Consider the following 23,658-nt stretch of genomic DNA (forward strand, 5'->3'; position numbering starts at 1 on the left):
TCCGACATGCGTACGGGCGTGATCGCCAAGAAGCTGGGAATGACGCGCGTCTTCGCTGAAGACGGCGCGCACATTCCGGTCACCGTCCTGCAGCTTGATGGCTGTCAGGTCGTTGGCCAGCGCACCCAGGAGCGTGACGGTTACGTCGCGCTTCAACTGGGCGCCGGCTCCAGGAAGGCGAAGAGAACCAACCAGGCTCAACGAGCTGTCTTCGCCAAGGCCGAAGTCGAGCCGAAGCGGTATGTGACCGAGTTCCGCGTGTCGGAAGACGCGCTGATCGACGTGGGCGCCGAATTCACGGCCGACCACTTCGTCGTCGGTCAGAAGGTGGACATCCAGGGTCTGACCATCGGTAAAGGCTTCGCCGGCGCCATGAAGCGCTGGAACTTCGGCGGTCTGCGGGCCACACACGGCGTGTCCGTGTCGCACCGTTCGCACGGTTCGACCGGCAACCGTCAGGACCCCGGCCGTACGTTCCCCGGCAAGAAGATGGCCGGTCACCTGGGTCAGGAAACCGTGACTCAGCAGAACCTGACCATCGTGCGCGTCGACGCCGAGCGCGGCCTGATCCTGGTCAAGGGCGCGGTCCCCGGCCACGACGGCTCGTACCTGAAGGTGCGCGACGCCATCAAGAAGGCCCAGGCCGACCTGCCGTTCCCCGGCGCGTTCAAGAAGGCCGGCGCCGAAGCCGCTTCGCAGCCTGCTGAAAAGCCGGCCGAGGAAGCCGTGGCGGCCGAGGCCTCCGAAGGCGGTGAAGAGCAATGAAACTCGCTGTAACCAATCTCGACGGCAAGAAGGCCGGCGACATCGAGCTGAACGACGCTGTGTTCGGCATCGAGGATATCCGCGGGGACCTGCTGGCCCGTGTGGTCAACTGGCAGCTGGCCAAGCGCCGCGCCGGCACCCACAAGGTCCAGACCCGCAACGAGAACAGCCGTACCGGCAAGAAGATGTACAAGCAGAAGGGAACCGGCGGCGCTCGTCACGGTTCGCGTCGTGCGCCCCAGTTCGTGGGTGGTTCGCGCGCCTTCGGCCCGATCGTCCGCGATCACGGCTTCTCGCTGCCCAAGAAGGTCCGCGCCCTGGCCCTGCGTCACGCGCTGAGCTCCAAGGCCAAGGCCGGCGAGCTGGTGGTGGTGTCGGATCTGTCGGTCAAGGAAGCCAAGACCTCGGCCCTGCGCGCCACCTTCGGCAAGCTGGGCTGGGACAAGGCCCTGATCATCGCGGGTCCGGAAGTGGACGCCGGCTTCGGTCTGGCCGCCCGCAACATTCCGCACATCGACGTGCTGCCGAACGCCGGCCTGAACGTCTATGACATCCTGCGCGCGAACAAGCTGGTGCTGACCAAGGCCGCCGTCGAGGCGATCGAGGCCCGCTTCTCCGAGAAGGAGGCCGCATAATGGCTGCCGCTCAACCCACCGTCCGTCACTACGACACGATCCTGGCGCCGCTGATCACCGAGAAGTCGACCCTGCTGTCCGAGCAGAACAAGGTCGTGTTCAAGGTCGCGGACACCGCCACCAAGGACGAGATCGCCGCGGCGGTCGAGAGCCTGTTCAAGGTCAACGTCGTCAAGGTCAACACCCTGGTCCAAAAGGGTAAGACCAAGCGGTTCCGCGGCATCAAGGGCCGTCGGAACGACATCAAGAAAGCGATCGTGACGCTGGCCGAAGGCCAGTCGATCGACGTCACCACGGGGCTCTGAACCGATGGCTCTGAAGACATTCAATCCGACGTCGCCGGGCCGCCGCGCCCTGGTGCTGGTCGACCGCTCCGAGCTGCACAAGGGCCGCCCGGAAAAGTCCCTGACCGAAGGCCTGACCAAGTCCGGCGGCCGCGGGCAGGGTGGTCGCATCGCCGTCCGCTTCCGCGGCGGCGGCGCCAAGAAGCTGTACCGCAAGATCGACTTCAAGCGTCGCAAGTTCGACGTGGTCGGCACGGTCGAGCGTCTTGAGTACGACCCGAACCGCACCGCCTTCATCGCCCTGATCAACTACGCTGACGGCGAGAAGACCTACATTATCGCGCCGCAGCGCCTGAAGGCCGGCGACCAGATCGTCGCCGGCGACAAGGTCGATGTGAAGCCGGGCAACGCCGCCCCGCTGCGCGCGATCCCGGTCGGCACCATCATCCACAATGTGGAGATGAAGCCGGGCAAGGGCGCCCAGCTGGCCCGTTCGGCCGGCGCCTACGCCCAGCTGGTGGGCCGCGATCAGGGTTACGCCCAGATCCGTCTCGGCTCGGGCGAGCTGCGCATGGTGCTGGACGGCTGCATGGCCACCATCGGCGCCGTGTCCAACCCGGACCACATGAACCAGAACCTGGGCAAGGCCGGTCGCAAGCGTCACATGGGCTGGCGTCCGCACGTTCGCGGCGTCGCCATGAACCCGATCGACCACCCGCACGGTGGTGGTGAGGGTCGCACCTCGGGCGGCCGTAACCCGGTCACGCCGTGGGGCAAGGACACCAAGGGCGCCCGCACCCGCAAGAACAAGGCCACGGACAAGTTCATCATCCGTAGCCGCCACGTGAAGAAGGCTCGCTGATATGGCCCGCTCGTCCTGGAAAGGCCCGTTTGTCGACGGGTATCTCCTCAAGAAAGCCGAAACGGTCCAGACCTCGGGCCGCAAGGACGTGATCAAGACCTGGTCGCGCCGCTCCACCATCCTGCCGCAGTTCGTCGGTCTGACCTTTGGTGTCCACAACGGCCACAAGCACATCCCCGTGCACGTGTCCGAGGACATGGTCGGCATGAAGTTCGGCGAGTTCGCCCCGACCCGGAGCTTCCCGGGTCACGCGGCGGACAAGAAGGCCAAGAGGAAGTAAGCCATGGGCAAGTCCTCCAATCCGCGCCGTGTCGGCGCCGCCGAAGCCCGCGCCAAGCTGGTCAACGTGCGCATCAGCCCTCAGAAGCTGAACCTTGTCGCGCAGTCGATCCGCGGCCTGCCGGTCCAGAAGGCGCTGAACGAGCTGGAATTCAGCCGCAAGCGCATCTCGACCGACGTGCGCAAGGCGCTGTACTCGGCCGTGTCCAACGCCGAGAACAACCACAACCTCGACATCGACAACCTGGTCGTCGCCGAGGCTTTCGTGGGCAAGAACATGGTGATGAAGCGTTTCGCGAGCCGCGCTCGTGGTCGTTCGTCGCGCATCCTGAAACCGTTCAGCGAGATCACCATCGTGGTCCGTGAAGCCGGCGAGGCCGCCTGATGGGACAGAAAATCAATCCGGTCGGCTTCCGACTGGGCATCAACCGCACCTGGGACAGCCGCTGGTTCGCCGGCGACAAGGACTATGCGCGCCTGCTGCACCAGGATCTGAAGCTGCGTGAATACCTGAAAGGCCGCCTGTCGGGCGCCGGGGTCTCGCGCATCATCATCGAGCGTCCGCACAAGAAGTGCCGCGTGACGATCTACGCCGCCCGTCCGGGCGTCGTGATCGGCAAGAAGGGCGCCGACATCGAGAAGCTGCGCAAGGACATCGCGGCGATGACCGAGGGCGAAGTTCATCTGAACATCGTCGAGGTCCGCAAGCCTGAGACCGACGCCCAGCTGATCGCCGAGAACATCGCCCAGCAGCTGGAGCGCCGGATCGCGTTCCGTCGCGCCATGAAGCGCGCGCTGCAGTCGGCCATGCGTCTGGGCGCCAAGGGTGTCCGGATCAATGTGTCGGGTCGTCTGGGCGGCGCTGAAATCGCCCGTATGGAATGGTACCGCGAAGGCCGCGTGCCGCTGCACACCCTGCGTGCGGACATCGATTTCGGCTTCGTCGAGGCCAAGACGACCTACGGCATCATCGGTGTGAAGGTCTGGGTCTTCAAGGGTGAGGTGCTGGAGCACGACCCGATGGCCCAGGACAAGCGCTGGGCCCAGGAAGCGTCGGGTCCGTCGTCGAATGAAGGCCGCGAGCGTGGCCCCCGCGGTGATCGCGGTCCGCGCCGTGACCGGGGACGTGAGAGCTAAGTCATGTTGCAACCCAAGAAGACCAAATACCGCAAGGCGTTCAAGGGCCGCATCCATGGCGCGTCCAAGGGCGGCTTCGCGCTGAACTTCGGCTCCTACGGCCTGAAGGCCATGGAACCCGAGCGCATCACGGCGCGTCAGATCGAGGCGGCCCGCCGCGCGATCACCCGCCAGATGAAGCGTCAGGGCCGGGTCTGGATCCGCATCTTCCCGGACGTGCCGGTCTCCGGCAAGCCGGCCGAAGTCCGCATGGGCAAGGGCAAGGGCGCGGTGGACCACTGGGCCGCTCGCGTCGCTCCGGGCCGCATCATGTTTGAAATCGACGGCGTGCCGGACGATGTGGCCCGCGAGGCGCTGCGCCTCGGCGCGGCCAAGCTGCCGATCCGCGTGAAGGTGGTCACCCGCCTCGACGCCGGCGTCGCCCACTCGGAGGCCGCGTAATGACCAAGATCGCCGATCTGCGGGGACAGACCCCGGACCAGCTGTCCGACGAGCTGATCAAGCTCAAGAAGGAACAGTTCAACCTGCGCTTCCAGGCGGCCACCGGCCAGCTTGAGAAGACGCACCGCGTCAATGAAGTCCGCAAGGACATCGCCCGCGTCTCGTCGCTTCTGCGCGAGAAGCAGGCGGCCTCGTAAGGAAACGAAGATGCCCAAGCGTATTCTCGAAGGCGTGGTCGTGTCCGACAAGGGCGACAAGACCGTGGTGGTCCGCGTCAACCGCACCATTCTGCACCCGCTTCTGAAGAAGACGGTGCGCCTGTCCAAGAAGTACCACGCTCACGACGAAGCGAACGTCGCCAAGGAAGGCGAAACCGTCCGCATCGCCGAGTGCGCCCCGAAGTCCAAGCTGAAGCGCTGGGAAGTCGTCTCCGACTCCCAGGCCTCGGCCTCGTAAGAAGAAGGATCGGATCCCATGATCCAGATGCAAACTAACCTGGAGGTGGCCGACAACTCGGGCGCTCGCCGGGTCATGTGCATCAAGGTGCTGGGCGGCTCGAAGCGCCGCTACGCCTCGGTGGGCGACACGATCGTCGCCTCCGTGAAGGAAGCCATTCCTCGCGGACGCGTGAAGAAGGGGGACGTGGTTCGCGCCATCGTCGTCCGCACCGCCAAGGACATCCAGCGCAAGGACGGCTCCGTCATCCGCTTTGACAAGTCCGCCGCCGTGATCGTCAACAAGCAGAACGAGCCGGTCGGCACGCGGATCTTCGGCCCGGTTCCTCGCGAACTGCGCGCCAAGAACCACATGAAGATCATCTCGCTGGCTCCGGAGGTCCTGTAACATGGCCGCCAAGATCAAGAAGGGCGACAACGTGATCGTCCTGACCGGCAAGGACAAGGGCCGCACCGGCCAGGTGGTCAAGGTGCTGCCGTCCGAAAACCGCGTCGTCGTCCAGGGCGTCAACATGGTCCAGCGCCACATGCGCCCGACCCAGGCTGACCCGAACGGCGGCATCAAGCACAAGGAAGCCTCGCTTCACCTGTCGAACGTCGCGATCGCCGACGCCAACGGCAAGGCGACCCGCGTGGGCTTCAAGGTCGACGGCGACAAGAAGGTTCGCTTCGCCAAGACCACGGGAGACGTCATCTGATGGCCGACGCCAAGTATCAGCCGCGCCTCAAGGGCGAGTACGAGTCCCGCATCCGCAAGGTGATGAAGGACAAGTTCGGCTACACGAACGAAATGCAGGTGCCCAAGCTGGACAAGATCGTCCTGAACATGGGCGTCGGTGAAGCCGTGGCCGACTCCAAGAAGGCCAACGCGGCCCTCAAGGATCTGACCGCCATCGCCGGCCAGAAGGCGGTGCCGACCAAGGCCCGCAACTCCATCGCCGGCTTCAAGCTGCGCGAGGGCATGGTCATCGGCGGCAAGGTCACCCTGCGCGGCGACCGCATGTACGAGTTCCTGGACCGCTTCATCACCGTGGCCCTGCCGCGGGTGAAGGACTTCCGGGGCCTGAAGGGCACCTCGTTCGATGGTCGCGGCAACTACGCCACCGGTCTGAAGGAGCACATCGTGTTCCCCGAGATCAACTACGACCAGATCGACCAGATGTGGGGCATGGACATTGTCGTCTGCACCACGGCCAAGACCGATGAGGAAGCCAAGGCTCTCCTCACCGAGTTCAAGTTCCCGTTCGTGACGAACTGAGCGGGAAGGGAAAAGAACCGATATGGCTAAGAAGTCCGCAGTCAACCGCAACGAACGCGTCAAGAAGCTCGTCGCGCAATACGCCGAAAAGCGCCAGGCGCTTAAGGATATCGCCAACGACGAGAGCAAGCCGCTGGAAGAGCGTTTCGAGGCTCGCCTCAAGCTCGCCAAGCTGCCGCGCAACTCGGCCGCCGTTCGCATCCGCAACCGCTGTGAGGTCACGGGCCGTCCGCGCGCCTATTACCGCAAGCTCAAGATGAGCCGCATCGCGCTGCGCGAACTCGCTTCGCTGGGTCAGATCCCCGGCATGACCAAGTCCAGCTGGTAAGGGGAGGGTACAGACATGATGATCAACGATCCCCTGAGCGACATGATCGCTCGCATCAAGAACGCCGCGACCCGCAAGCGTTCCAAGGTGCTCACCCCGGCCTCCCGCCTGCGCCAGCGCGTCCTGGACGTGCTGCAGGACGAGGGCTACATCCGCGGCTATTCGCTGGTTCAAAACCCCGGCGAGTTCCCGCAGTTCGAGATCGAGCTCAAGTATTTCGACGACCAGCCGGTCATCGCCGAGATCAGCCGCGTGTCCAAGCCGGGCCGTCGGGTGTACTCCGCGATTAATGACCTGAAGCCGGTCAAGAACGGCTTGGGCATCTCGATCCTGTCCACCTCCAAGGGCGTCATGTCCGACACCGCGGCCCGCGAGGCCAACGTGGGCGGCGAAGTCCTCTGCAAGGTGTATTGATATGTCCCGCATCGGCAAGAAAACCATCTCCGTGCCCAAGGGCGTGACCCTGAACCTGAACGGCCAGACCGTTTCGGTGAAGGGACCCAAGGGCGAAGCGTCCTGGACCGTGGCCGAAGAGATCGAGGTCAAGCAGGACGGCGACGAGCTGTCCCTGACCCCGCGTTCGGACACCCAGCGCGCCCGCGCCATGTGGGGCCTGTCCCGCACCCTGGTCGCCAACATGGTGACCGGTGTGACCGAGGGCTTCGAGGAAACCCTGGAACTGGTCGGCGTGGGCTACCGCGCCGCCATGAAGGGGCAGTCGCTGTCGCTGCAGCTGGGCCTGAGCCACGACGTGGACATCGCCCCGCCCGCCGGCATCACCTTCGCCACGCCCAAGCAGACCGAGATCAAGATCTCGGGCTCCGACAAGCAGTCGGTGGGTCAGATCGCGGCGGTTATCCGCAAGCTCCGTCCGCCCGAGCCCTACAAGGGCAAGGGCATCCGTTACGCCGGCGAAAAGGTCCGTCGTAAGGAAGGCAAGAAGAAGTAAGTCATGGCTCTCTCTTCTATCCAAACCGCAAAGCGCCGCACCGAGCGCACCCGTCGCCGCCTCAAGGCGGTGGCCAACGGTCGTCTGCGCCTGTCGGTCCATCGTTCGGACAAGAACATCTCGGCCCAGATCATCGACGACGCCAAGGGCGTCACGGTGGCTTCGGCCTCCTCGCTGGAAGGCGAGAAGGGCAAGAAGAACAAGGGCTCGGACGTGGACGCCGCGACGCGCATCGGCAAGCTGATCGCCGAACGCGCTATCGAGAAGGGCGTCAAGGACGTGGTCTTCGACCGCGGCGGCTATATCTATCACGGTCGGGTGAAGGCGCTGGCGGAAGCCGCGCGTGAAGCCGGCCTGAACTTCTAAGGAACCGCAGCATGGCGCACCAACCCCAACGCGGCGGCGGCGGCAACGATCGCAATCGTCGTGACAACCGCAACGCTCCCCAGGCCGACGGCCCGGACAGCGACATCGTTGAAAAGCTGGTCCACATCAACCGTGTGGCCGCGACTGTCAAAGGCGGCCGTCGTTTCTCGTTCGCCGCCCTGATGGTGGTGGGCGACGGCAAGGGCCGGGTCGGATTCGGTCATGGCAAGGCGCGTGAAGTGCCGGAAGCCATCCGCAAGGCGACGGAAGAAGCCAAGAAGACGATGATCCGCGTTCCGCTTCGCGAGAACCGCACCCTGCACCACGACGGCAACGGCCGTTGGGGCGCCGGCAAGATCATGGTCCGCGCGGCGCCTCCCGGCACCGGCATCATCGCGGGCGGCCCGATGCGCGCCGTTCTCGAGACCCTGGGCGTGCAGGACGTGGTGGGCAAGTCCACCGGTTCGTCCAACCCCTACAACATGATCCGTGCGACGTTCGAAGCGCTTAAGGTCCAGTCGTCCCCCCGTCAGGTCGCGTCCAAGCGCGGCAAGAAGGTTTCGGATCTGCTGGGTCGCCGCAACGACGGCGCCTCGTCGCCCGAAGCCGTGGAGGGCTGATAGATGGCCGCCAAGGACAAGAACACCGTCACCGTGCGTCAGATCGGAAGCCCGATCCGCCGCAAGAACGACCAGCGCGCCACTCTGGCGGGCCTGGGCCTGAACCGCATGGGCCGCGAGTCCACGCTGGAGGACACCCCTTCGGTGCGCGGCATGATCGCCACGGTCGCCCACATGGTGGAAGTGGTCGAGAAGTAAGTGTGCATTCTCCCTCCCCCTCGGGGGAGGGCGATCGCCCTGAGGCGATCGGGTGGGGGCGGCTCGGCGAGCGGCCCTCGTTTGCATTCCGGGGCCGTATTGCTTAAAGCGCCCCCACCCGGTCGCTGACGCGGCCTGCCCTCCCCGGACGGGGAGGGAGAGACATCAAGATCAACGCCGAGTCTGGCTTCGCCAGGCGCGAGAACCCGAAAGGATCAGGCACATGAAACTGAACGAAATCCGCGACAACGAAGGCGCCCACAAGAAGCGCATGCGCGTCGGCCGCGGCCCCGGCTCCGGCAAGGGCAAGACCGCCGGACGCGGCGTCAAGGGCCAGAAGTCCCGTTCGGGCGTCGCCATCGGCGGCTTCGAAGGCGGGCAGATGCCGCTGTACATGCGTATGCCCAAGCGCGGCTTCAACAATCCCAACGCCCTGAAGCTGGCCGAAGTGAACCTGTGGCGCCTGCAGGACGCCGTGGACGCCGGCAAGCTGGACGCCAAGAAGGAAATCAACGGCGAGGCCCTGGTGGCCGCCGGCGTGCTGCGCCGCGCCAAGGACGGCGTGCGCGTGCTGGGCACCGGCGAACTGAAGGCCAAGCTGAACCTGGTGGTCTGGTCGGCCTCGTCCGGCGCCAAGAAGGCCATCGAGGCCGCTGGCGGTTCGGTCGTCGAACAGCGCATCGCCGCCGAGGAAGCCGCCAAGGCGCGGGTCGACAAGCGCAACGCCGCGCGCGGCAAGCCCAAGGCCTGAATGACCGGTCGTCATCGCGGCATGACGCCGCGCGCGGACCTGCGATGACGATTAGACAAAGGCGGCCCTCGCATGGGGGCCGCTTTTCACCTATCTGACGTCGAACCGTCAGCGTCCTCGGGGGACACCATATGGCTTCGGCCGCCGAACAACTCGCAGCGAACATGAACATCGGCTCCTTCGCCCGCGCGAAGGAACTGCACAAGCGCCTCCTGTTCACCCTGATGGCGCTGATCGTGTACCGCATCGGCACCTACATCCCGATCCCGGGCATCAACTCGCAGGCGTTCCTGGATTTCTTCGGAAACCCGGATCAGCAGCGCGGCATCCTGGACATGTTCAACATGTTCTCGGGCGGCGCGGTCGAGCGGATGGCTGTCTTCGCCCTGAATGTGATGCCCTACATCTCGGCGTCCATCATCGTTCAGCTCATGGGCGCCGTTTACGGCCCCTGGGAGAAGCTGAAGAAGGAAGGCGGGGAGGCGGGCCGCAAGCAGCTGAACCAGTACACTCGCTATCTGACCGTCGTGCTGGCCATCGCCCAGTCGTTCGGCATCGCCGTGGGCCTGCAGAACTCGCAGGGCATGGTGGACCAGCCGGGCATGTTCTTCGTCCTGACCACGGTCGTCACCCTGACCGGGGGCACCATGTTCCTGATGTGGCTGGGTGAGCAGGTCACGGCGCGCGGCGTCGGCAACGGTATTTCCCTGATCATCTTCGCGGGCATCGTGGCGGTCCTGCCGGGCACCATCGGTCGCCTGCTGGGCCTGGCGCGCGAGGGCCAGATCTCGGCCTTCGCCCTGCTGTTCATCACCGTGCTGGCCATCGCGGTGATCGTGTTCATCGTCTTCATGGAGCGCGCCCAGCGGCGTCTGCTGATCCAGTATCCCAAGCGCCAGCAGGGCAACCGCATGGTGGGCGGCGAGAACTCGTTCCTGCCCCTGAAGGTCAACACCGCCGGCGTCATCCCGGCGATCTTCGCCTCGTCGCTGCTGATGCTGCCGACCACCGTGGCGGCCATGGCGCCCAGCGCCAACATGGCCCCGTGGCTGCAGTGGCTGGTGGGGCAGATGCAGCACGGCCAGCCCGTGTTCATGGTGTTCTATGGCGCGCTGATCATCTTCTTCTGCTTCTTCTACACCTCGATCACCTTCAATCCCGAGGACACGGCCGAGAACCTGCGCAAGTACGGCGGCTTCCTGCCGGGCATTCGTCCGGGCAAACGCACGGCCGAGTATCTGGACTATGTGCTGACTCGCCTGACCACCATCGGCGCGGCCTACATCACCCTGGTCTGTCTGCTGCCCGAGTTCATGATCACCCGGTTCGCCAGCCTGGGCTATTTCGGCGGCACCTCGCTGCTGATCGTGGTGTCCGTGACCATGGACACCGTGGCGCAGATCCAGTCGCACCTGCTGGCGCACCAGTACGAAGGCCTGATCAAGAAGGCCAAGCTGCGCGGACGTGGGGCCTTGGCGCCCGGCCGCAAATAAACCGGCCGGGGAGGGCTGCGACTTGAACATCATCCTGTTTGGACCGCCGGCGGCGGGCAAGGGCACACAGGCCAAGCGCCTGGTCGAGCAACGGGGGATGGTCCAGCTGTCCACCGGCGACATGCTGCGCGCGGCCATCGCCTCGGGCTCCGAGCTGGGCCAGACCGTCAAGGACGTGCTGGCGCGCGGCGATCTGGTCACCGACGAGATCGTCATCGCCCTGATCAAGGAGCGCCTGCCCGAGGCCGAGGCCGCCGGCGGCGCCATCTTCGACGGCTTCCCCCGCACCGTGGCCCAGGCCGAGGCGCTGGACGCCATGCTCGCCGAGCGGGGCAGCGGCATCGACAAGGTGATCCGCCTCAAGGTGGACGACGCCGCCCTGACCGACCGCATCGCAAAGCGTTTCGCCGAGCAAGGCCGGGCCGACGACAATCCCGACACCTTCAAGGACCGGCTGGCCGTCTATAACCGCCAGACCGCGCCGCTGCTCCCCTACTACGAAGGTCAGGGCAAGCTGGTGGAGATCGACGGCATGGGCGGCATCGACGAGGTCGCCACCGCCCTGGACGCCGCGCTCGACGCGTAAGGCGCGTCAGTTCTCCAGAACGAACGCCGCCACCGCATCCGCCAGCCCTTCGGCCAGCGGCGCGTCGGGATCGGCATAGACGGCGATGTTGCCCGCCCGGTCCGCTGGCGCGGCCTTCAGCACGTGATTGACGCCCTCGAGATCAAGCCGCCGTGCATTCGGCTGAGCCGTGGACAGCGCATCTGCGTCCGCCGCCCCCACCTGAATGTCATGCGTCGCATGCACGATCATCATGGGCCGCTCATAGGCCGCCGCCAGCGCGCCCGGATCGTGCCGGAACCACGAGATCAGATAGGGTTGCACCGAGGGGCGGAACAGCGCCTCCAGCCCGGGCACAGGCTCCACCGTCCGCCCCGCCTCCAGTTCCGACAAGGCGTGCATGGCCTGATCGTGCGTGGGCTGGGGCAGGGCGGCCAGTTGCTCGCGCACCACATCCGCCGCCGGGCGCCCCGCTGACGCCAGCAGAACGACGCCGCAGACCTGCGGATTGTCCGCCGCCGCGACCTGGGCCACCAATCCGCCTTCGCTATGGCCCATGAGCCAGACGCAACCCTGGCCGGTGCGCTCCGCCAGATCGGCGGCCCAGTCGCGGGCGTCCTCCGCCATGTGGTCGAACCGCAGCCTGTCTTCGGAGAACGCCGCCGCCGCGCTGGCTCCCACGCCGCGCTTGTCGATGCGCACGGTGGCGATGCCGTCTTCGGCCAGAGCCTCGGCCAGCAGTCGCAAGGTGGCGGCCTGAACGGCGGGCAGCTGATTGCCGTTGCGGTCCGTCGGCCCTGAACCGGGGATCAGAACCGCCGCCGCGCGCGTGTCAGTGGGCGTCAGCACCGTGCCGTGCAGGGGCGCGGGCTCCGACCGGATGAAGATGTCCTGCGAAACCGGCGCGGACTGGATCATGGCGGCGAGGGCGATGGCGCTGAGCATGGGGGTCTCCGGTTCAGAAGGGTTGGCGGTCAGGGTCGGCGCGCCAGACGCGCCAGCTTTCAAACACGGACCACAGGGCCGCGATGATCACCCCGGCGATCAGGACGCTCGTCCCGATGGGCTGGGGCGCGAAAGGCGTGGCGATCAGTCCGGCCAGCCCCAGCAGGAAGAACAATCGACCCGCCAGCCGGTTGGACCGCTCCCAGGCCAGCTTGCTCTTGAAGCTCCACGGCGTGCGCACCCCGACCGCCACGTTCGGCCCCACACGCCCGAGAAAGGCGCCGATGGCCAGAAAGAGCAGTGACAGTCCGCCCATCTGGGCCGCTGGAGAGGGCAGGTCTCCGCCCAGAGTCAGACCAATGATCAGGGCCGTGCTGCCCACCACGGTGATCAGGCTGACCAACTGGCCGGCGATCAGGCCCCGGCGCCGAGCCGCATCCTCGCTGCGACGGGCGTATATCGCACAGCCGCCCCCGACGACGGCCAGGGTCACGGCCATGAAGCCGATCAAAAGGCCCGCCTCGGTGCGATCGCCCCAGCGATCCGGCTCTCCGCGCCAGTTGAAATGCATGGGGATGGGGTCGGTCGGGCCGTAGAACAGAACCCAGACGGCGGCGGCGCCCAGCGCCAGCACGGCGACGATGGTGGCCAGATCCAGCAGATTCAGTCGCCTCATCACGCGTCCTCCCCCTTGTCGTCACGAGCGCCGGTCAGGTCCATCAGGAACGCCAGCGCTTCTTCCACCGCCGAGATGTCCAGCCGGTAGCGGATGGACGACCCATCCCGCTCGGCGCTGACCAGTCCGGCGTCCTTCAGCGCGGTCAGGTGTCCGGTCACCGTGGGCCAGGCCATGTCGAAGGCCGCCGCGATGTCGCCGGACGCCATGGGCCCGGTCCTCAGCATGGCGATGATCCGTCGCCGCGCCGGGTGGGACAGAGCCTTGAACACGCTGTTCATAGGAGGGAGGCTAATTAGGAAAAACCCTAAATTCAAGCCGTGATGATTTTCCCTCCTCCGCTCACTCCGGCGAAGGCCGGGGCCCAGATCATAAGGCTCGATGGCTGGAAAGCTGGACCGACGTCAGTGTGGAAACAGAACGCCCGCCATCTGGATCCCGGCCTTCGCCGGGATGAGCGGGAGCTTAAATGGAGAAGCTGACGCCGCAACCGCAGCTTGACGCCGCATTGGGGTTGCGGACCACGAACTGGGCGCCGGCCAGTTCGTCCACGAAGGCGATCTCCGAGCCCTTCAGGAAGGGGATGGAAACCGGATCGATGACCACGGCCTGGCCGTCCCGCTCAACCCGCAGGTCGTCGTCCTCGGCGGACTCGACCAGTTCGAAGCGGTACTGGAAGCCGGAACAGCCGCCCCCGTCCACCGCCACGCGCAGCATGACGGCGCGGCCTTCGTCGGCCGACAGCTCGGCCAGACGGCGGGCGCCGCTTTCGGCCAGCGTGATGCCCTCGGGCGCGCGCGGGGCGATGCTGAGGGTCAGGCCGGCTGGGATCATGGGTTGGACGGTGCTCACGTCCCTCTATATGAGGCGCGTGCGGGCGTTCGCAAAGGCCCGCGATCAGACAAAGACGCCATAAGTGACCTTGTCCGCCCAACGCGCCCCCTATGCCGAGACTCCCGACCGCTCGCGGGGCCGCCTGTTTCCCGAGACCGTCAGCCGCACCCGCAACGCTTTTGCGCGGGATCGGGACCGCATCATCCACTGCACCGCCTTCCGCCGCCTCAAGGAAAAGACCCAGGTGTTTGTGGCGCACGAGGGCGACCACTACCGCACCCGCCTGACCCACAGCCTGGAGGTGGCCCAGATCGCGCGGTCCATCGCCCATGCGCTGAGGCTGGATCAGGATCTAGCCGAGACGGTGGCTCTTGCCCACGACCTGGGCCATCCGCCCTTCGGCCACGCGGGCGAGGACGAGCTGGAACTGTGCATGACCGCGCACGGCGGCTTCGACCACAACGTCCAGACCTTCCGCGTGGTGACCAAGCTGGAGGAGCGCTATCCCGCCTTCGACGGCCTCAACCTGAGCTGGGAGACCATCGAGGGGGTGGTCAAGCACAACGGGCCGGTGACGGACCAGCTGCACAAGCCGTCCTGGCGCGCCATCGCCGACTACGGGGCCGAATGGGACCTGCGGCTGGACAGCTTCGCCTCGCTGGAGGCCCAGGCCGCCGCCATCGCCGACGACATCGCCTACAACAACCACGACGTGGACGACGGGGTGCAGGCGGGGCTGTTCCGCCTCGACGATCTGAACGACGTGCCCCTGATCGGCCCAATCCTGCACGGCACGCGCAAGGACTGGCCCGATCTGGACAACCGCATGATCCGGCTGGAGGCCGTGCGGCGCATGATCGGGGCGATGATCGACGATGTTCTCGCTGAAACCGAGCGCCGCATCGCCGAGGACGGGATCGCCACGCCCGAGGATGTGCGCACGGCCGGCCGCACGCTGGTTCAGTTCTCCGGGCCCATGATGGAGGACCTTGGGCGGCTGCGGGCGTTCCTGTACGAGCGCATGTACCGCCACTATCGGGTCAACCGCACACGCAGCCAGGCGAAGCGCATCCTGTCGGAGATGTTCGCCCTGTTCATGCGCGAGCCCGACGTCCTGCCCCCGGAATGGAGCGGCAAGGCGGCCTCCGACGACGTGGACCGGCGCGCGCGGGCGGTCTGTGACTACATCGCGGGCATGACCGATCGCTACGCCATAGAGGAACACAGGAAGCTGTTCAGCCTCGACCTGCAGCTCGATCTGTGATTCGACTTAAACCGGAGGCCGGGCGGGGCGTAAGATAGCGGTTCGACCCCGCGATTCGCGGGCGGCCTGACCTGGAAGCGCGCCATGTCCTACGACGACAACAATCGCAACGACCCCGACCGCGGCGCCTATACGCCCCCGGACGACGACGACCTGCCGTTCCGCCGGGGCGGTTTCGACGCCCGGGGCGGCGCGCCAAAGAAACCCATTCCCATGATGCTGATCATCAGCGTGGTGGTGCTGCTGGGGCTGCTGGCGGCCATCGGGCTGATCTACGGCCTGGGCGGGGTGCGCGGTCCGAATGATGCGCCGCCGGTGGTGGGCGACTCCGTCGGCGACCTGACCGGTCCCGCGCCCGTGGACGCCCAGCCCGTGGATCCGGAAGGCGACATCACGGCCTATGACGCGGCGCCCGAAGACGTGACGCCAGAGTTCGCGCCGCCGCCGGAAGAGGTTCAGCCGCGCCCCGAGCCGCGCGAACAGGCCGAGGCCGAGCCTCTGCCGCCCGCCCGTGTGGCTGAAGCACCGAACCCCGCGCCCGCCGAGAAAGCGACGCCCGCGCCGCGCCCGGAACCCTCGCCTCCGGCTGCGGGCGGAAACGCTTCGGTGCAGATCGGCGCCTTCTCGTCCCGCGAAGTCGCCGACCGTGAATACGCCGCCGTCGCCGCCGCCTTCCCCGAATACGCCCGGGGCCGCACCAAGGGCGTGGAGCAGGTGACCAGCTCGTCCGGCTCGACACTGTACCGCACCACCTTCAACGGCTTCTCGCGTGAGCAGGCGACGGCGTTCTGCGGCGCGCTGAGGAACGCCGGGCGCGACTGTCTGGTCCGCTAGTGATCTCGGCGGCGATCTACGGATGTGAAGGCCCGGTGCTGGGCGAGGAGGAGCGGCGCTTCTTCCGCGACGTCCGGCCCTGGGGCTTCATCCTGTTCCGCCGCAATGTGGAGACGCCCGATCAGGTCCGGGCCCTGACGGCCGCCCTGCGCGAAAGCGTGGGGCGGGCCGACGCGCCCATCCTGATCGATCAGGAGGGCGGCCGGGTTCAGCGCCTGCGTCCGCCCCACTGGCCCGCCTATCCGCCGGGCGCGGCCTATCTGAAAGCGACCAACGATCCGCTGGAGGCCCGAGAGCTGGCGCGTCTGGGCGCGCGGCTGATCGCCCATGATCTGCTGGCCTTGGGCATCACGGCTGACTGCCTGCCGGTGCTGGACACGCCCACGCCGGGCGCCCACGACATCATCGGGGACCGGGCCTACGCCCACGATCCCGCCACGGTGGCCCAGCTGGGCCGCGCGGCGGCCGAGGGCCTGCTGGCCGGGGGCGTCCTGCCGGTCATCAAGCACATGCCCGGCCACGGCCGCGCCACGGCGGACAGCCATCACGCCCTGCCGGTGGTGTCCGATCCCCTGAAGACCCTGGACGCCTGGGACTTCGCGCCGTTCCGGGCCCTGTCGGACATGCCCCTGGCCATGACCGCCCACGTGGTGTTCGAGGCCATCGACAGGAAGCGCCCGGCCACCACCTCGCGCAAGGCGATCCGGCTGATGCGCGAGAACGTGGTAAAGGGCGGTCTGGGCTTCGGGGGCCTCATCATCACCGATGACCTCTCCATGAACGCGCTCAGTGGCTCGCTGCGGGAGCGGGCCGAGGCCTCGCTCACGGCCGGGTGCGACGTGGTCCTTCACTGCAACGGCAATCTGAACGAGATGCGCGCCGTGGCCGAGGGCGTCGGGCGGCTGAAGGGCATGGCGACGAAGCGCGCCGAGGCGGCGCTGGCCCGCGTCCCGGCCGTGCCCGAGCCGCTGGACGAGGCCCACGCCCGCGCCCGGTTCGAGGCGCGGCTTGCCGGGCGCATGACGGCGGCGGCCGGACCGGCGGCGGGTGAGGCATGAGCGAGGAATTCCAGACCGATCTGGGCTTCGAGGCCGTGGACGCGGCGCCCGACGACCAGACCTTCGTGGTGGACATCGACGGCTATGAGGGGCCGCTGCACGTGCTGCTGGCCCTGGCCCGAACCCAGAAGGTCGATTTGCTGAAGCTGTCCATCACGAAGCTGGCGGAACAGTACCTGGCCTTCGTGCATGAGGCGCGCAGCCGCAATTTCTCGCTGGCGGCGGACTACCTGGTGATGGCGTCGTGGCTGGCGTATCTGAAATCGCGCCTTCTGCTGCCTCGCAATGAGCAGAAGGCGAAGGATGAGCCGCCCGCCGAACTGATGGCCGCCGCCCTGGCCTTCCGCCTCAAGAAGCTGGAGGCGATGCGCACGGCGGTGGAGGCGATCACGGCCCGGCCGCAGCTGAAGCGCGACGTGTTCACGCGCGGTGACCCCGAGGCCACGGTCATCATCCCGTCGGACCGGGTGGACGTCAGCCTGTATGATCTGATGGTGGCCTATGTGGTCCAGCGTCGTCGCGAGGAGCACCGCCGCTATACGCCGACACAGCGGGTGGAGGCCTTCGCGCTGGAGGAGGCCCGCGACTGGCTGCGCGAGGTGATGCCGAAGCTGGCCGACTGGACCCCGCTGGACAAGGTGGCGCCGTCGGCTGACTACCGGCGCGCCGGCCCGACCCAGGCCTCCTATGTGGCCTCGACCCTGTCCGCCAGTCTGGAGCTGGTCAAGGAAGGGGCCATGGACGTGAAACAGACCAAGGCGTTCGATGATCTCTATCTGCGCCGCCGCGACATCGGCCAGCCGCTGGAGCTGATGCCGTGATCGTTGAGCCCGATGACCTGGAGCGCCGCATCGAGGCGTTGCTGTTCGCCGCCGCCGCGCCTCTGTCGGTCGAGGAGATCGCGCGCCGTCTGCCCGAAGGCGCCGACGTGGGCGGAACGCTCACCGCCCTGATCGAACGCTACAAGGGCAGGGGGGTGGAGCTCGAATGCGTGGCCGGCCGCTGGCGCTTCCGCACGGCGCCGGACCTCTCGTTCCTGATGACCGAGGAGCGGGAGGAGCCGCGCCGCCTGTCCAAGGCCGCGCTGGAGACCCTGGCCATCATCGCCTACCACCAGCCCGTCACCCGCGCCGAGATCGAGAGCGTGCGCGGCGTCAGCATTTCCAAGGGCACCCTGGATCTGTTGCTGGAGATGGGCTTCGTGCGGCTGAAGGGGCGGCGGCGCACGCCGGGGCGGCCGGTCACCTACGCCACGGCGGACCGCTTCATGGAGCATTTCGGCCTGGCCAGCCTGTACGACCTGCCGGGCGTGCAGGAGATGAAGGCAGCGGGCCTGCTGGACCTGTCCCTGCCCGCCGGATTCGAGGTGCCCGACCCCTCGCGCGGGGAGGGCGAGGAGGAAGACCCGATCGAGGACGGCGATACGCCCGAGTTCGTTCAGGACTTCGTGGAGGGCGACGAGAAGGAATAGCCTTTCATCCCATCCATGGGAGAGGGCGAGGCGTTCACTTGACCGGCATGCGTCTGATGATCTGCTTCATGGTCTCGACCTTCGTCGGGAGGTCGGCGGCCAGGCGGGTCGCGATTTCGCGGGCGCCCACCGGATAGGCGTCGCCGCCCTCGGCGATTTCCTTTGAGAGGGCGGAGGCCTCCAGCAGCAGTTTTTCCAGCGTCTCGACCTGTTCGACGGCCAGGGCGCGCGCCTCCATCTGCAGGCGCCGGACCCGCTCGCCCGTGGTCTCCGGCTTGCGCATCAGGTCGTAGATTTCCGACTCCGTGCTCACCACGCGCAGGGTCGGTTCGCTCTTGCCTTTGCCGGCCATGATGATCGCTCCTTTGCGACGATGCTGGCCTAGAATCGCCAGCAAACGAAGCATGGCCGCAGGCGGATGAACGTGGCTTGAGCGAATTGAGGCGGGACTGTGGCGGGTCTGCATCAGGCCCTGTTCCGCCTTGGCACAGGTCAAGGTTTACGGGGCCCCTTTCCCCGGAGGGCGCCGCCGTTTATGCCTGCCTCATGCCCAAGCTGACCTCGGCCATCGACGCCAATTCCCCCGCCTTCAAGAGTCTTGACGCCCATAATCGGCGCCTGCGCGACGAGCTTCGCGACAAGGTGGCCAGGGCCGCCCTGGGCGGGTCCGAGAAGTCCCGCGAGCGCCACGTCTCGCGCGGCAAGTTGTTGCCGCGGGATCGGGTGGAGCGCCTGCTGGACCCCGGCTCACCGTTTCTGGAGGTGGGCCAGCTGGCGGCCAACGGCATGTACGGCGACGAGGCGCCCGGCGCGGGCATGATCTGCGGCGTCGGCCGGGTTTCGGGCCGCGAGGTCATGATCGTGGCCAACGACCCCACCGTGAAGGGCGGGGCCTACTTTCCCATGACGGTGAAGAAGCACCTGCGCGCCCAGGAGATCGCCGAACAGAACAATCTGCCGTGCGTCTATCTGGTGGATTCCGGCGGCGCGAACCTGCCGCACCAGGCCGAGGTGTTCCCCGACCGCGACCACTTCGGCCGCATCTTCTTCAACCAGGCGCGCATGTCCGCCCGGGCCATCCCCCAGATCGCCTGCGTCATGGGCTCCTGCACCGCCGGCGGCGCCTATGTGCCCGCCATGTCGGACGAGACCATCATTGTGCGTAATCAGGGCACCATCTTCCTTGCCGGCCCGCCGCTGGTGAAGGCCGCCACCGGCGAGGTCATCTCGGCCGAGGAGCTGGGCGGCGCCGAGACCCACGGCCGCCTGTCGGGCGTGGTGGATCATGTGGCCGAGAACGACGAACACGCCCTGCAGATCGTGCGCGACATCGTCGCCAATCTGAACACCGTGAAGCGGGTCGATCTGGACATGGCCGAGCCGGTGGAGCCCGCCTTCGACCCGGAAGAGCTGTACGGCATCATCCCCGACGACGTGCGCGCCCCCTATGACGTGCGCGAGGTCATCGCCCGCGTCGTGGACGGTTCGCAGTTCGACGAGTTCAAGGCGCTGTACGGCACGTCGCTGGTCTGCGGTTTCGCCCGCATCTGGGGCCAGCCGGTGGCCATTCTGGCCAACAACGGGGTGCTGTTCAGCGAAAGCGCGCAGAAGGGCGCCCACTTCATCGAACTGGCCTGCAAGCGGAAGATCCCGCTGGTGTTCCTGCAGAACATCTCGGGCTTCATGGTGGGCGGAAAGTACGAGGCCGAGGGCATCGCCAAGCACGGCGCCAAGCTGGTGACGGCGGTGGCCTCAGCCGAGGTTCCCAAGTTCACCGTCTTGATCGGCGGTAGCTTCGGGGCGGGAAACTACGGCATGTGCGGCCGGGCCTATTCCCCCCGCTTTCTGTTCACCTGGCCCAACAGCCGGATTTCCGTGATGGGCGGCGAGCAGGCCGCCAGCGTTCTGGCCACGGTCCACCGCGACGCCGACACCTGGTCAGAGGACGAGGCCGAAGCCTTCAAGGCTCCGATCCGCCAGAAATACGAAGACGAGGGCAATCCCTATTACGCCACCGCGCGCCTGTGGGACGACGGCGTCATCGACCCGGCCCAGACCCGCGACGTCCTGGGCCTGGCCATCAGCGCGTCACTGAATGCGCCGATACCGGAGACGGCGTTCGGCGTGTTCAGGATGTAGGGCAGGCTTGTCCGGTCGGACGGCGCTCTAGGTGTTGAACAGGAAGTGCAGGACGTCGCCGTCCTTGACCACGTATGTCTTGCCTTCTGCGCGGAGCTTGCCGGCCTCGCGGGCCTTCGCCTCGCCCTTCAGCGCCACATAGTCGTCGTAGGCGATGGTTTCGGCGCGGATGAAGCCCTTTTCGAAATCGGTGTGGATCTCGCCCGCCGCCTGGGGGGCGGTGGCGCCGACGGGGATGGTCCAGGCGCGGGCTTCCTTGGGGCCGACGGTGAAGTAGGTCTGCAGGCCCAAGAGGCTGTAGGCCTCGCGGATCAGGCGATTGAGGCCGGGCTCTTCCAGACCGAGGGTTTCGAGGAACTCCTTGCGCTCCTCGGGCTCCAGCATGGCGATCTCGGACTCGATGCGGGCCGAGATGACCACCGAGTTGGCGTTGTCGGCCTTGGCGCGCGCGGCCACGGCGTCGGACAGGGCGTTGCCCTTGTCGGCGGAGTCTTCCTCAACGTTGCAGACGTAGAGGGCGGGCAGGGCGGTGAGAAGCTGGAGCATGTGCCAGGCCTTCTCGTCTTCCTTTGAAATCTCGGCGGTGCGGGCGGGCTTGCCGTCGCGCAGCTTGTCCAGCGCCAGGTTCATCAGCTTGAGGGTGGCCTGGGACTCCTTGTCGCCGCCCTTGGCGCGCTTCTCCACCTGGATCACGCGGCGCTCGAGGCTTTCCAGATCGGCCAGCATAAGCTCGGTCTCGATGATCTCCAGATCGCTGAGGGGATCAATGCGGCCCTCCACGTGGGTGATGTCGTCGTCCTCGAAGCAGCGGGCGACGAAGGCCACGGCGTCACAATCGCGGATGTTGGCCAGGAACTGGTTGCCCAGACCCTCGCCCTTGGACGCGCCGCGCACCAGGCCGGCGATGTCCACGAAGGTGATGCGCGAGGGGATGATCTCCTTGGACCCCGCGATGGCCGCCAGCACGTCCAGACGCGGCTCGGGCACCGCCACGTCGCCGGTGTTCGGCTCGATGGTGCAGAACGGATAGTTGGCCGCCTGGGCCGCCGCCGTCTGGGTCAGGGCGTTGAACAGGGTGGACTTGCCGACGTTGGGCAGGCCGACGATCGCGACTTTCAGGGACATGCTTTACCTCGTGAGGCGCGAGGCTTTAGCCGGTTCCGGCGCGTTTGTCAGGGGCGTCGTCCGCCGCAGGGTTATTGATGCTCGCCGTGATCGGCTTCGGCGCCGTCGGGCTGGCGGACCTGGGCTTCGACGGTGACCTCGGCGGCGTCCTCGAAGGTGAGGGTCAGGGGCACGGTTTCGCCCTCGGCCAAGGGGGCGGACAGGGTCATCAGCATCAGATGCTCGGCGCCGGGGCGCATCTGGACCGTTTCGCCAGCGGGCAGGGGCAGGCCGTCCTCCAGCTGGCCCATGCGCATCATGTCGTCCTCCATGCGCATCTCGTGGATCTCGACCACCTGGGACAGGGGCGAGGCGACGGAGACGAGGCGATCGTCGCGGCTGGAGACAAAGGTCACGTAGCAGCCGCCCACCAGCACGCCGTTGGGGGTGGGGCGGCACCAGGCGTCCTCGGCCTGGACCACGGCGGGACCTTCGGGCTGGGGCTGGCCGCAGGCGGCGAGGGCGAGGGTGATCAGCGGCAGGACCGCTAGGCGTTTCATCTCGATGGCTTCCTTCGTGTCTTCTTGTTCGCGGATCGCCGCGTCAGGCCGGAGCGAGACGACGGCGGATCAGACGGCCCAGACGGTCGAGCGCCAGGGCGACGATGAGACTGGCCCCCGTCATGGGATAAAATATGGCGAGAGGCAAAACGACGCCCAGGACGGCGGCGCGGACGCGGGGACCGGGCGGGGCGGTCGGGGCGCCGAGGCGGCCCCAGAGACGCCCATTGGGTCTGCGTTTCCACCACATGGTGACGCCGCTGATGGCGAGCAGCCAGACGGCGATGCAGCCGCCCAGCATGAGGTAGCGGTTGATCCAGCCGTACTGCGTGCCCTGATGGACCGCGACGCCCCACTCGAACGCCTTGGCGCCGACGCCGAACTGGTCGTAGCGAATGTCGGCGCGCACCGCGCCGTCGCTGTCAATGTAGAGCGAGCGGGCGTCCTGAACCTGTTTGTTCTCTCGGGCGACGGTGTACGCGAGTGTCGGGTCGGTCGGGATGGTCACGGTGTAGGGACGGGCCATGGCTTCGGCCTCGGCGGTTTCCAGCACGCGGGTCAGGGCGCCGGGGCCGGCATGATGACCGCCGTGCAGGGCCGCGCCTTCCATCGTCCAGCCGACGCCGGCGGGGTGGTCGTCGTGCTCGGCGTGCAGCCAGGGGCTGGCGGCGGCGGGAGCGGGCGGGCGCCCGGCGCCGGTCTCGCGGATCAGGCCCAGGAAGCGGTCGCCCCAGACTGCGGACCAAGGCATGCCGGTGACCACCAGAAAGGCGATGACGGCGCCCGCATACAGACCGGTCACAGCATGGACGTCGCGCCAGAACGGGCGGGCGGACGGGGGCGTGGCCCTTACGGTCAGGACGCCCGCGTCGCGCTTGCGCGGCCACCACAGGAACACGCCGGTGGCCACGAGGATGAGGGCCCAGCCGGCGACGATCTCCACCAGCAGATTGGCCCAGGGGCCGATGATGGACAGGCTGTGGGTCTGTTTGACGATCTCGGTCACGCCGCCGTAGCGGACCGCGCCCAGATACTGGGAGTCGTAGGGGTTCACGAAGGCGGTGCGCTGTTCGCCGTCCGGGCGGCGGACGGTGAGGCGCACGGCGCGGTCGGGGCGATCCGGAACCCGCACATTGACCACCCGGCCGCCGGCGCCGACGGATGCGGCGGCGGTCCAGCGGTCGGGCGAGGCCCATTGCTGTCCGGCCTCGATCCGCTCGTACGGGCGATAGACGGCGGCGTCGATCTCGTCCTTGAACAGATAAAGCCCGCCGGTCAGGGCCATCAGGCACAGCACCGGCAGGACCAGCAGACCGGCGTAGAAATGCCAGCGCCAGACCGCCCGGTAGGCGCCAGAAAGGATGTGGGGTTTCGGATCGCCCATGAG

36 protein-coding genes are annotated in these 23,658 nt (G+C 67.2%); 28 read left to right on the forward strand and 8 right to left on the reverse strand.

The window, feature by feature from the left end; translation table 11 throughout:
• Positions 1–6: 6 nt before the first annotated feature.
• From rplC to ACI8U3_RS09965, 22 genes are all read left to right on the forward strand, one after another.
• Positions 7–765, forward strand: coding sequence for a 50S ribosomal protein L3 (rplC, locus tag ACI8U3_RS09860; RefSeq protein WP_415014700.1), 759 nt, complete (start codon positions 7–9; stop codon positions 763–765).
• Positions 762–1,400 carry a 50S ribosomal protein L4 gene (gene rplD / locus ACI8U3_RS09865; protein WP_415014701.1) on the forward strand — a complete coding sequence of 213 codons (639 nt, stop codon included), beginning with the start codon at positions 762–764 and terminating at the stop codon, positions 1,398–1,400. Before rplC ends, rplD begins: the two co-directional genes overlap by 4 nt.
• Entirely contained in the window at positions 1,400–1,705 is a 306-nt protein-coding gene (locus ACI8U3_RS09870) for a 50S ribosomal protein L23 (protein WP_415014702.1), read from the forward strand. The genes rplD and ACI8U3_RS09870 overlap by 1 nt, the downstream gene beginning before the upstream one ends.
• A gap of 4 nt (positions 1,706–1,709) precedes the next feature.
• On the forward strand, positions 1,710–2,546 hold the full coding sequence (rplB, locus tag ACI8U3_RS09875) for a 50S ribosomal protein L2 (protein ID WP_415014703.1): 837 nt from the start codon (positions 1,710–1,712) through the stop codon (positions 2,544–2,546).
• 1 nt (position 2,547) lies between these two features.
• Entirely contained in the window at positions 2,548–2,826 is a 279-nt protein-coding gene (gene rpsS, locus ACI8U3_RS09880; RefSeq protein ID WP_415014704.1) for a 30S ribosomal protein S19, read from the forward strand.
• Between the two features lie 3 nt (positions 2,827–2,829).
• Complete coding sequence (rplV, locus tag ACI8U3_RS09885) at positions 2,830–3,210, forward strand: 50S ribosomal protein L22 (protein WP_021698476.1); 381 nt, start codon at positions 2,830–2,832, stop codon at positions 3,208–3,210.
• Positions 3,210–3,962 (forward strand): 30S ribosomal protein S3, encoded by a 753-nt coding sequence (gene rpsC / locus ACI8U3_RS09890; protein ID WP_415014705.1) that lies wholly within the window; start codon positions 3,210–3,212, stop codon positions 3,960–3,962. The genes rplV and rpsC overlap by 1 nt, the downstream gene beginning before the upstream one ends.
• A 3-nt stretch (positions 3,963–3,965) precedes the next feature.
• On the forward strand, positions 3,966–4,403 hold the full coding sequence (gene rplP, locus ACI8U3_RS09895) for a 50S ribosomal protein L16 (protein WP_415014706.1): 438 nt from the start codon (positions 3,966–3,968) through the stop codon (positions 4,401–4,403).
• Positions 4,403–4,600: a 50S ribosomal protein L29 gene (gene rpmC / locus ACI8U3_RS09900; protein ID WP_292103339.1), complete on the forward strand. Its 198-nt coding sequence runs from the start codon at positions 4,403–4,405 to the stop codon at positions 4,598–4,600. Before rplP ends, rpmC begins: the two co-directional genes overlap by 1 nt.
• Positions 4,601–4,610: 10 nt before the next feature.
• On the forward strand, positions 4,611–4,859 hold the full coding sequence (rpsQ, locus tag ACI8U3_RS09905; protein ID WP_415014707.1) for a 30S ribosomal protein S17: 249 nt from the start codon (positions 4,611–4,613) through the stop codon (positions 4,857–4,859).
• Positions 4,860–4,877: 18 nt separating this feature from the next.
• Positions 4,878–5,246, forward strand: coding sequence for a 50S ribosomal protein L14 (gene rplN, locus ACI8U3_RS09910; RefSeq protein ID WP_021698481.1), 369 nt, complete (start codon positions 4,878–4,880; stop codon positions 5,244–5,246).
• Position 5,247: 1 nt separating this feature from the next.
• Positions 5,248–5,556 carry a 50S ribosomal protein L24 gene (gene rplX, locus ACI8U3_RS09915; protein WP_415014708.1) on the forward strand — a complete coding sequence of 103 codons (309 nt, stop codon included), beginning with the start codon at positions 5,248–5,250 and terminating at the stop codon, positions 5,554–5,556.
• Positions 5,556–6,116, forward strand: a complete 561-nt coding sequence (gene rplE / locus ACI8U3_RS09920) for a 50S ribosomal protein L5 (RefSeq protein WP_415014709.1) — start codon at positions 5,556–5,558, stop codon at positions 6,114–6,116. The genes rplX and rplE overlap by 1 nt, the downstream gene beginning before the upstream one ends.
• A gap of 22 nt (positions 6,117–6,138) precedes the next feature.
• A complete protein-coding gene (rpsN, locus tag ACI8U3_RS09925; protein ID WP_415014710.1) occupies positions 6,139–6,444 on the forward strand; it encodes a 30S ribosomal protein S14 in 306 nt (101 codons plus the stop codon).
• A 15-nt stretch (positions 6,445–6,459) separates the two neighbouring features.
• The gene (gene rpsH, locus ACI8U3_RS09930) at positions 6,460–6,858 is read left to right on the forward strand and encodes a 30S ribosomal protein S8 (protein WP_415014711.1); all 399 of its coding nucleotides are present in this window, start codon (positions 6,460–6,462) and stop codon (positions 6,856–6,858) included.
• Position 6,859: 1 nt separating this feature from the next.
• Positions 6,860–7,393, forward strand: coding sequence for a 50S ribosomal protein L6 (rplF, locus tag ACI8U3_RS09935; protein WP_415014712.1), 534 nt, complete (start codon positions 6,860–6,862; stop codon positions 7,391–7,393).
• Positions 7,394–7,396: 3 nt separating this feature from the next.
• A complete protein-coding gene (rplR, locus tag ACI8U3_RS09940; protein WP_415014713.1) occupies positions 7,397–7,759 on the forward strand; it encodes a 50S ribosomal protein L18 in 363 nt (120 codons plus the stop codon).
• Between the two features lie 11 nt (positions 7,760–7,770).
• On the forward strand, positions 7,771–8,379 hold the full coding sequence (gene rpsE, locus ACI8U3_RS09945) for a 30S ribosomal protein S5 (RefSeq protein WP_292103331.1): 609 nt from the start codon (positions 7,771–7,773) through the stop codon (positions 8,377–8,379).
• Positions 8,380–8,382: 3 nt separating this feature from the next.
• Complete coding sequence (rpmD, locus tag ACI8U3_RS09950) at positions 8,383–8,577, forward strand: 50S ribosomal protein L30 (RefSeq protein WP_415014714.1); 195 nt, start codon at positions 8,383–8,385, stop codon at positions 8,575–8,577.
• A gap of 223 nt (positions 8,578–8,800) precedes the next feature.
• A complete protein-coding gene (rplO, locus tag ACI8U3_RS09955; protein ID WP_415014715.1) occupies positions 8,801–9,328 on the forward strand; it encodes a 50S ribosomal protein L15 in 528 nt (175 codons plus the stop codon).
• A 131-nt stretch (positions 9,329–9,459) separates the two neighbouring features.
• Positions 9,460–10,821, forward strand: a complete 1,362-nt coding sequence (gene secY, locus ACI8U3_RS09960; RefSeq protein WP_415014716.1) for a preprotein translocase subunit SecY — start codon at positions 9,460–9,462, stop codon at positions 10,819–10,821.
• Positions 10,822–10,843: 22 nt separating this feature from the next.
• Positions 10,844–11,407, forward strand: coding sequence for an adenylate kinase (locus ACI8U3_RS09965; RefSeq protein ID WP_415014717.1), 564 nt, complete (start codon positions 10,844–10,846; stop codon positions 11,405–11,407).
• Positions 11,408–11,413: 6 nt separating this feature from the next.
• On the opposite strand, the gene ACI8U3_RS09970 is transcribed toward ACI8U3_RS09965, so the two are convergent.
• From ACI8U3_RS09970 to erpA, 4 genes are all read right to left on the reverse strand, one after another.
• The gene (locus ACI8U3_RS09970; protein ID WP_415014718.1) at positions 11,414–12,331 is read right to left on the reverse strand and encodes an alpha/beta hydrolase; all 918 of its coding nucleotides are present in this window, start codon (positions 12,329–12,331) and stop codon (positions 11,414–11,416) included.
• A gap of 13 nt (positions 12,332–12,344) precedes the next feature.
• Positions 12,345–13,007: an SdpI family protein gene (locus ACI8U3_RS09975; protein ID WP_415014719.1), complete on the reverse strand. Its 663-nt coding sequence runs from the start codon at positions 13,005–13,007 to the stop codon at positions 12,345–12,347.
• A complete protein-coding gene (locus ACI8U3_RS09980) occupies positions 13,007–13,288 on the reverse strand; it encodes a metalloregulator ArsR/SmtB family transcription factor (protein WP_415014720.1) in 282 nt (93 codons plus the stop codon). The genes ACI8U3_RS09975 and ACI8U3_RS09980 overlap by 1 nt, the downstream gene beginning before the upstream one ends.
• Positions 13,289–13,472: 184 nt before the next feature.
• Positions 13,473–13,841, reverse strand: coding sequence for an iron-sulfur cluster insertion protein ErpA (gene erpA / locus ACI8U3_RS09985; protein WP_415014836.1), 369 nt, complete (start codon positions 13,839–13,841; stop codon positions 13,473–13,475).
• A gap of 82 nt (positions 13,842–13,923) precedes the next feature.
• On the opposite strand from erpA, the gene ACI8U3_RS09990 reads away from it, so the two are divergent.
• From ACI8U3_RS09990 to scpB, 5 genes are all read left to right on the forward strand, one after another.
• On the forward strand, positions 13,924–15,105 hold the full coding sequence (locus ACI8U3_RS09990) for a deoxyguanosinetriphosphate triphosphohydrolase (protein WP_415014721.1): 1,182 nt from the start codon (positions 13,924–13,926) through the stop codon (positions 15,103–15,105).
• A gap of 84 nt (positions 15,106–15,189) precedes the next feature.
• On the forward strand, positions 15,190–15,939 hold the full coding sequence (locus ACI8U3_RS09995) for an SPOR domain-containing protein (RefSeq protein WP_415014722.1): 750 nt from the start codon (positions 15,190–15,192) through the stop codon (positions 15,937–15,939).
• Positions 15,939–16,997, forward strand: coding sequence for a beta-N-acetylhexosaminidase (gene nagZ / locus ACI8U3_RS10000; RefSeq protein WP_415014723.1), 1,059 nt, complete (start codon positions 15,939–15,941; stop codon positions 16,995–16,997). Before ACI8U3_RS09995 ends, nagZ begins: the two co-directional genes overlap by 1 nt.
• Complete coding sequence (locus ACI8U3_RS10005) at positions 16,994–17,818, forward strand: segregation and condensation protein A (RefSeq protein ID WP_415014724.1); 825 nt, start codon at positions 16,994–16,996, stop codon at positions 17,816–17,818. Before nagZ ends, ACI8U3_RS10005 begins: the two co-directional genes overlap by 4 nt.
• Positions 17,815–18,468 (forward strand): SMC-Scp complex subunit ScpB, encoded by a 654-nt coding sequence (scpB, locus tag ACI8U3_RS10010; RefSeq protein ID WP_415014725.1) that lies wholly within the window; start codon positions 17,815–17,817, stop codon positions 18,466–18,468. The genes ACI8U3_RS10005 and scpB overlap by 4 nt, the downstream gene beginning before the upstream one ends.
• A 34-nt stretch (positions 18,469–18,502) precedes the next feature.
• Here the strand turns inward: scpB and ACI8U3_RS10015 are convergent, their stop codons facing one another.
• Complete coding sequence (locus ACI8U3_RS10015; RefSeq protein ID WP_415014726.1) at positions 18,503–18,820, reverse strand: hypothetical protein; 318 nt, start codon at positions 18,818–18,820, stop codon at positions 18,503–18,505.
• A gap of 194 nt (positions 18,821–19,014) precedes the next feature.
• Here ACI8U3_RS10015 and ACI8U3_RS10020 point away from each other — a divergent pair, with 194 nt between their 5' ends.
• Positions 19,015–20,607, forward strand: a complete 1,593-nt coding sequence (locus tag ACI8U3_RS10020; RefSeq protein WP_415014727.1) for a carboxyl transferase domain-containing protein — start codon at positions 19,015–19,017, stop codon at positions 20,605–20,607.
• A gap of 27 nt (positions 20,608–20,634) precedes the next feature.
• Here the strand turns inward: ACI8U3_RS10020 and ychF are convergent, their stop codons facing one another.
• The 3 genes from ychF to ACI8U3_RS10035 form a co-directional block, all read right to left on the reverse strand.
• Positions 20,635–21,732, reverse strand: coding sequence for a redox-regulated ATPase YchF (gene ychF, locus ACI8U3_RS10025; RefSeq protein ID WP_415014728.1), 1,098 nt, complete (start codon positions 21,730–21,732; stop codon positions 20,635–20,637).
• A gap of 71 nt (positions 21,733–21,803) precedes the next feature.
• Complete coding sequence (locus ACI8U3_RS10030) at positions 21,804–22,271, reverse strand: copper chaperone PCu(A)C (RefSeq protein ID WP_415014729.1); 468 nt, start codon at positions 22,269–22,271, stop codon at positions 21,804–21,806.
• A 43-nt stretch (positions 22,272–22,314) separates the two neighbouring features.
• Positions 22,315–23,655: a PepSY-associated TM helix domain-containing protein gene (locus ACI8U3_RS10035; RefSeq protein WP_415014730.1), complete on the reverse strand. Its 1,341-nt coding sequence runs from the start codon at positions 23,653–23,655 to the stop codon at positions 22,315–22,317.
• Positions 23,656–23,658 lie beyond the last annotated feature (3 nt).

Source organism: Brevundimonas sp. (genome assembly GCF_047617075.1).
Lineage (GTDB): Bacteria > Pseudomonadota > Alphaproteobacteria > Caulobacterales > Caulobacteraceae > Brevundimonas.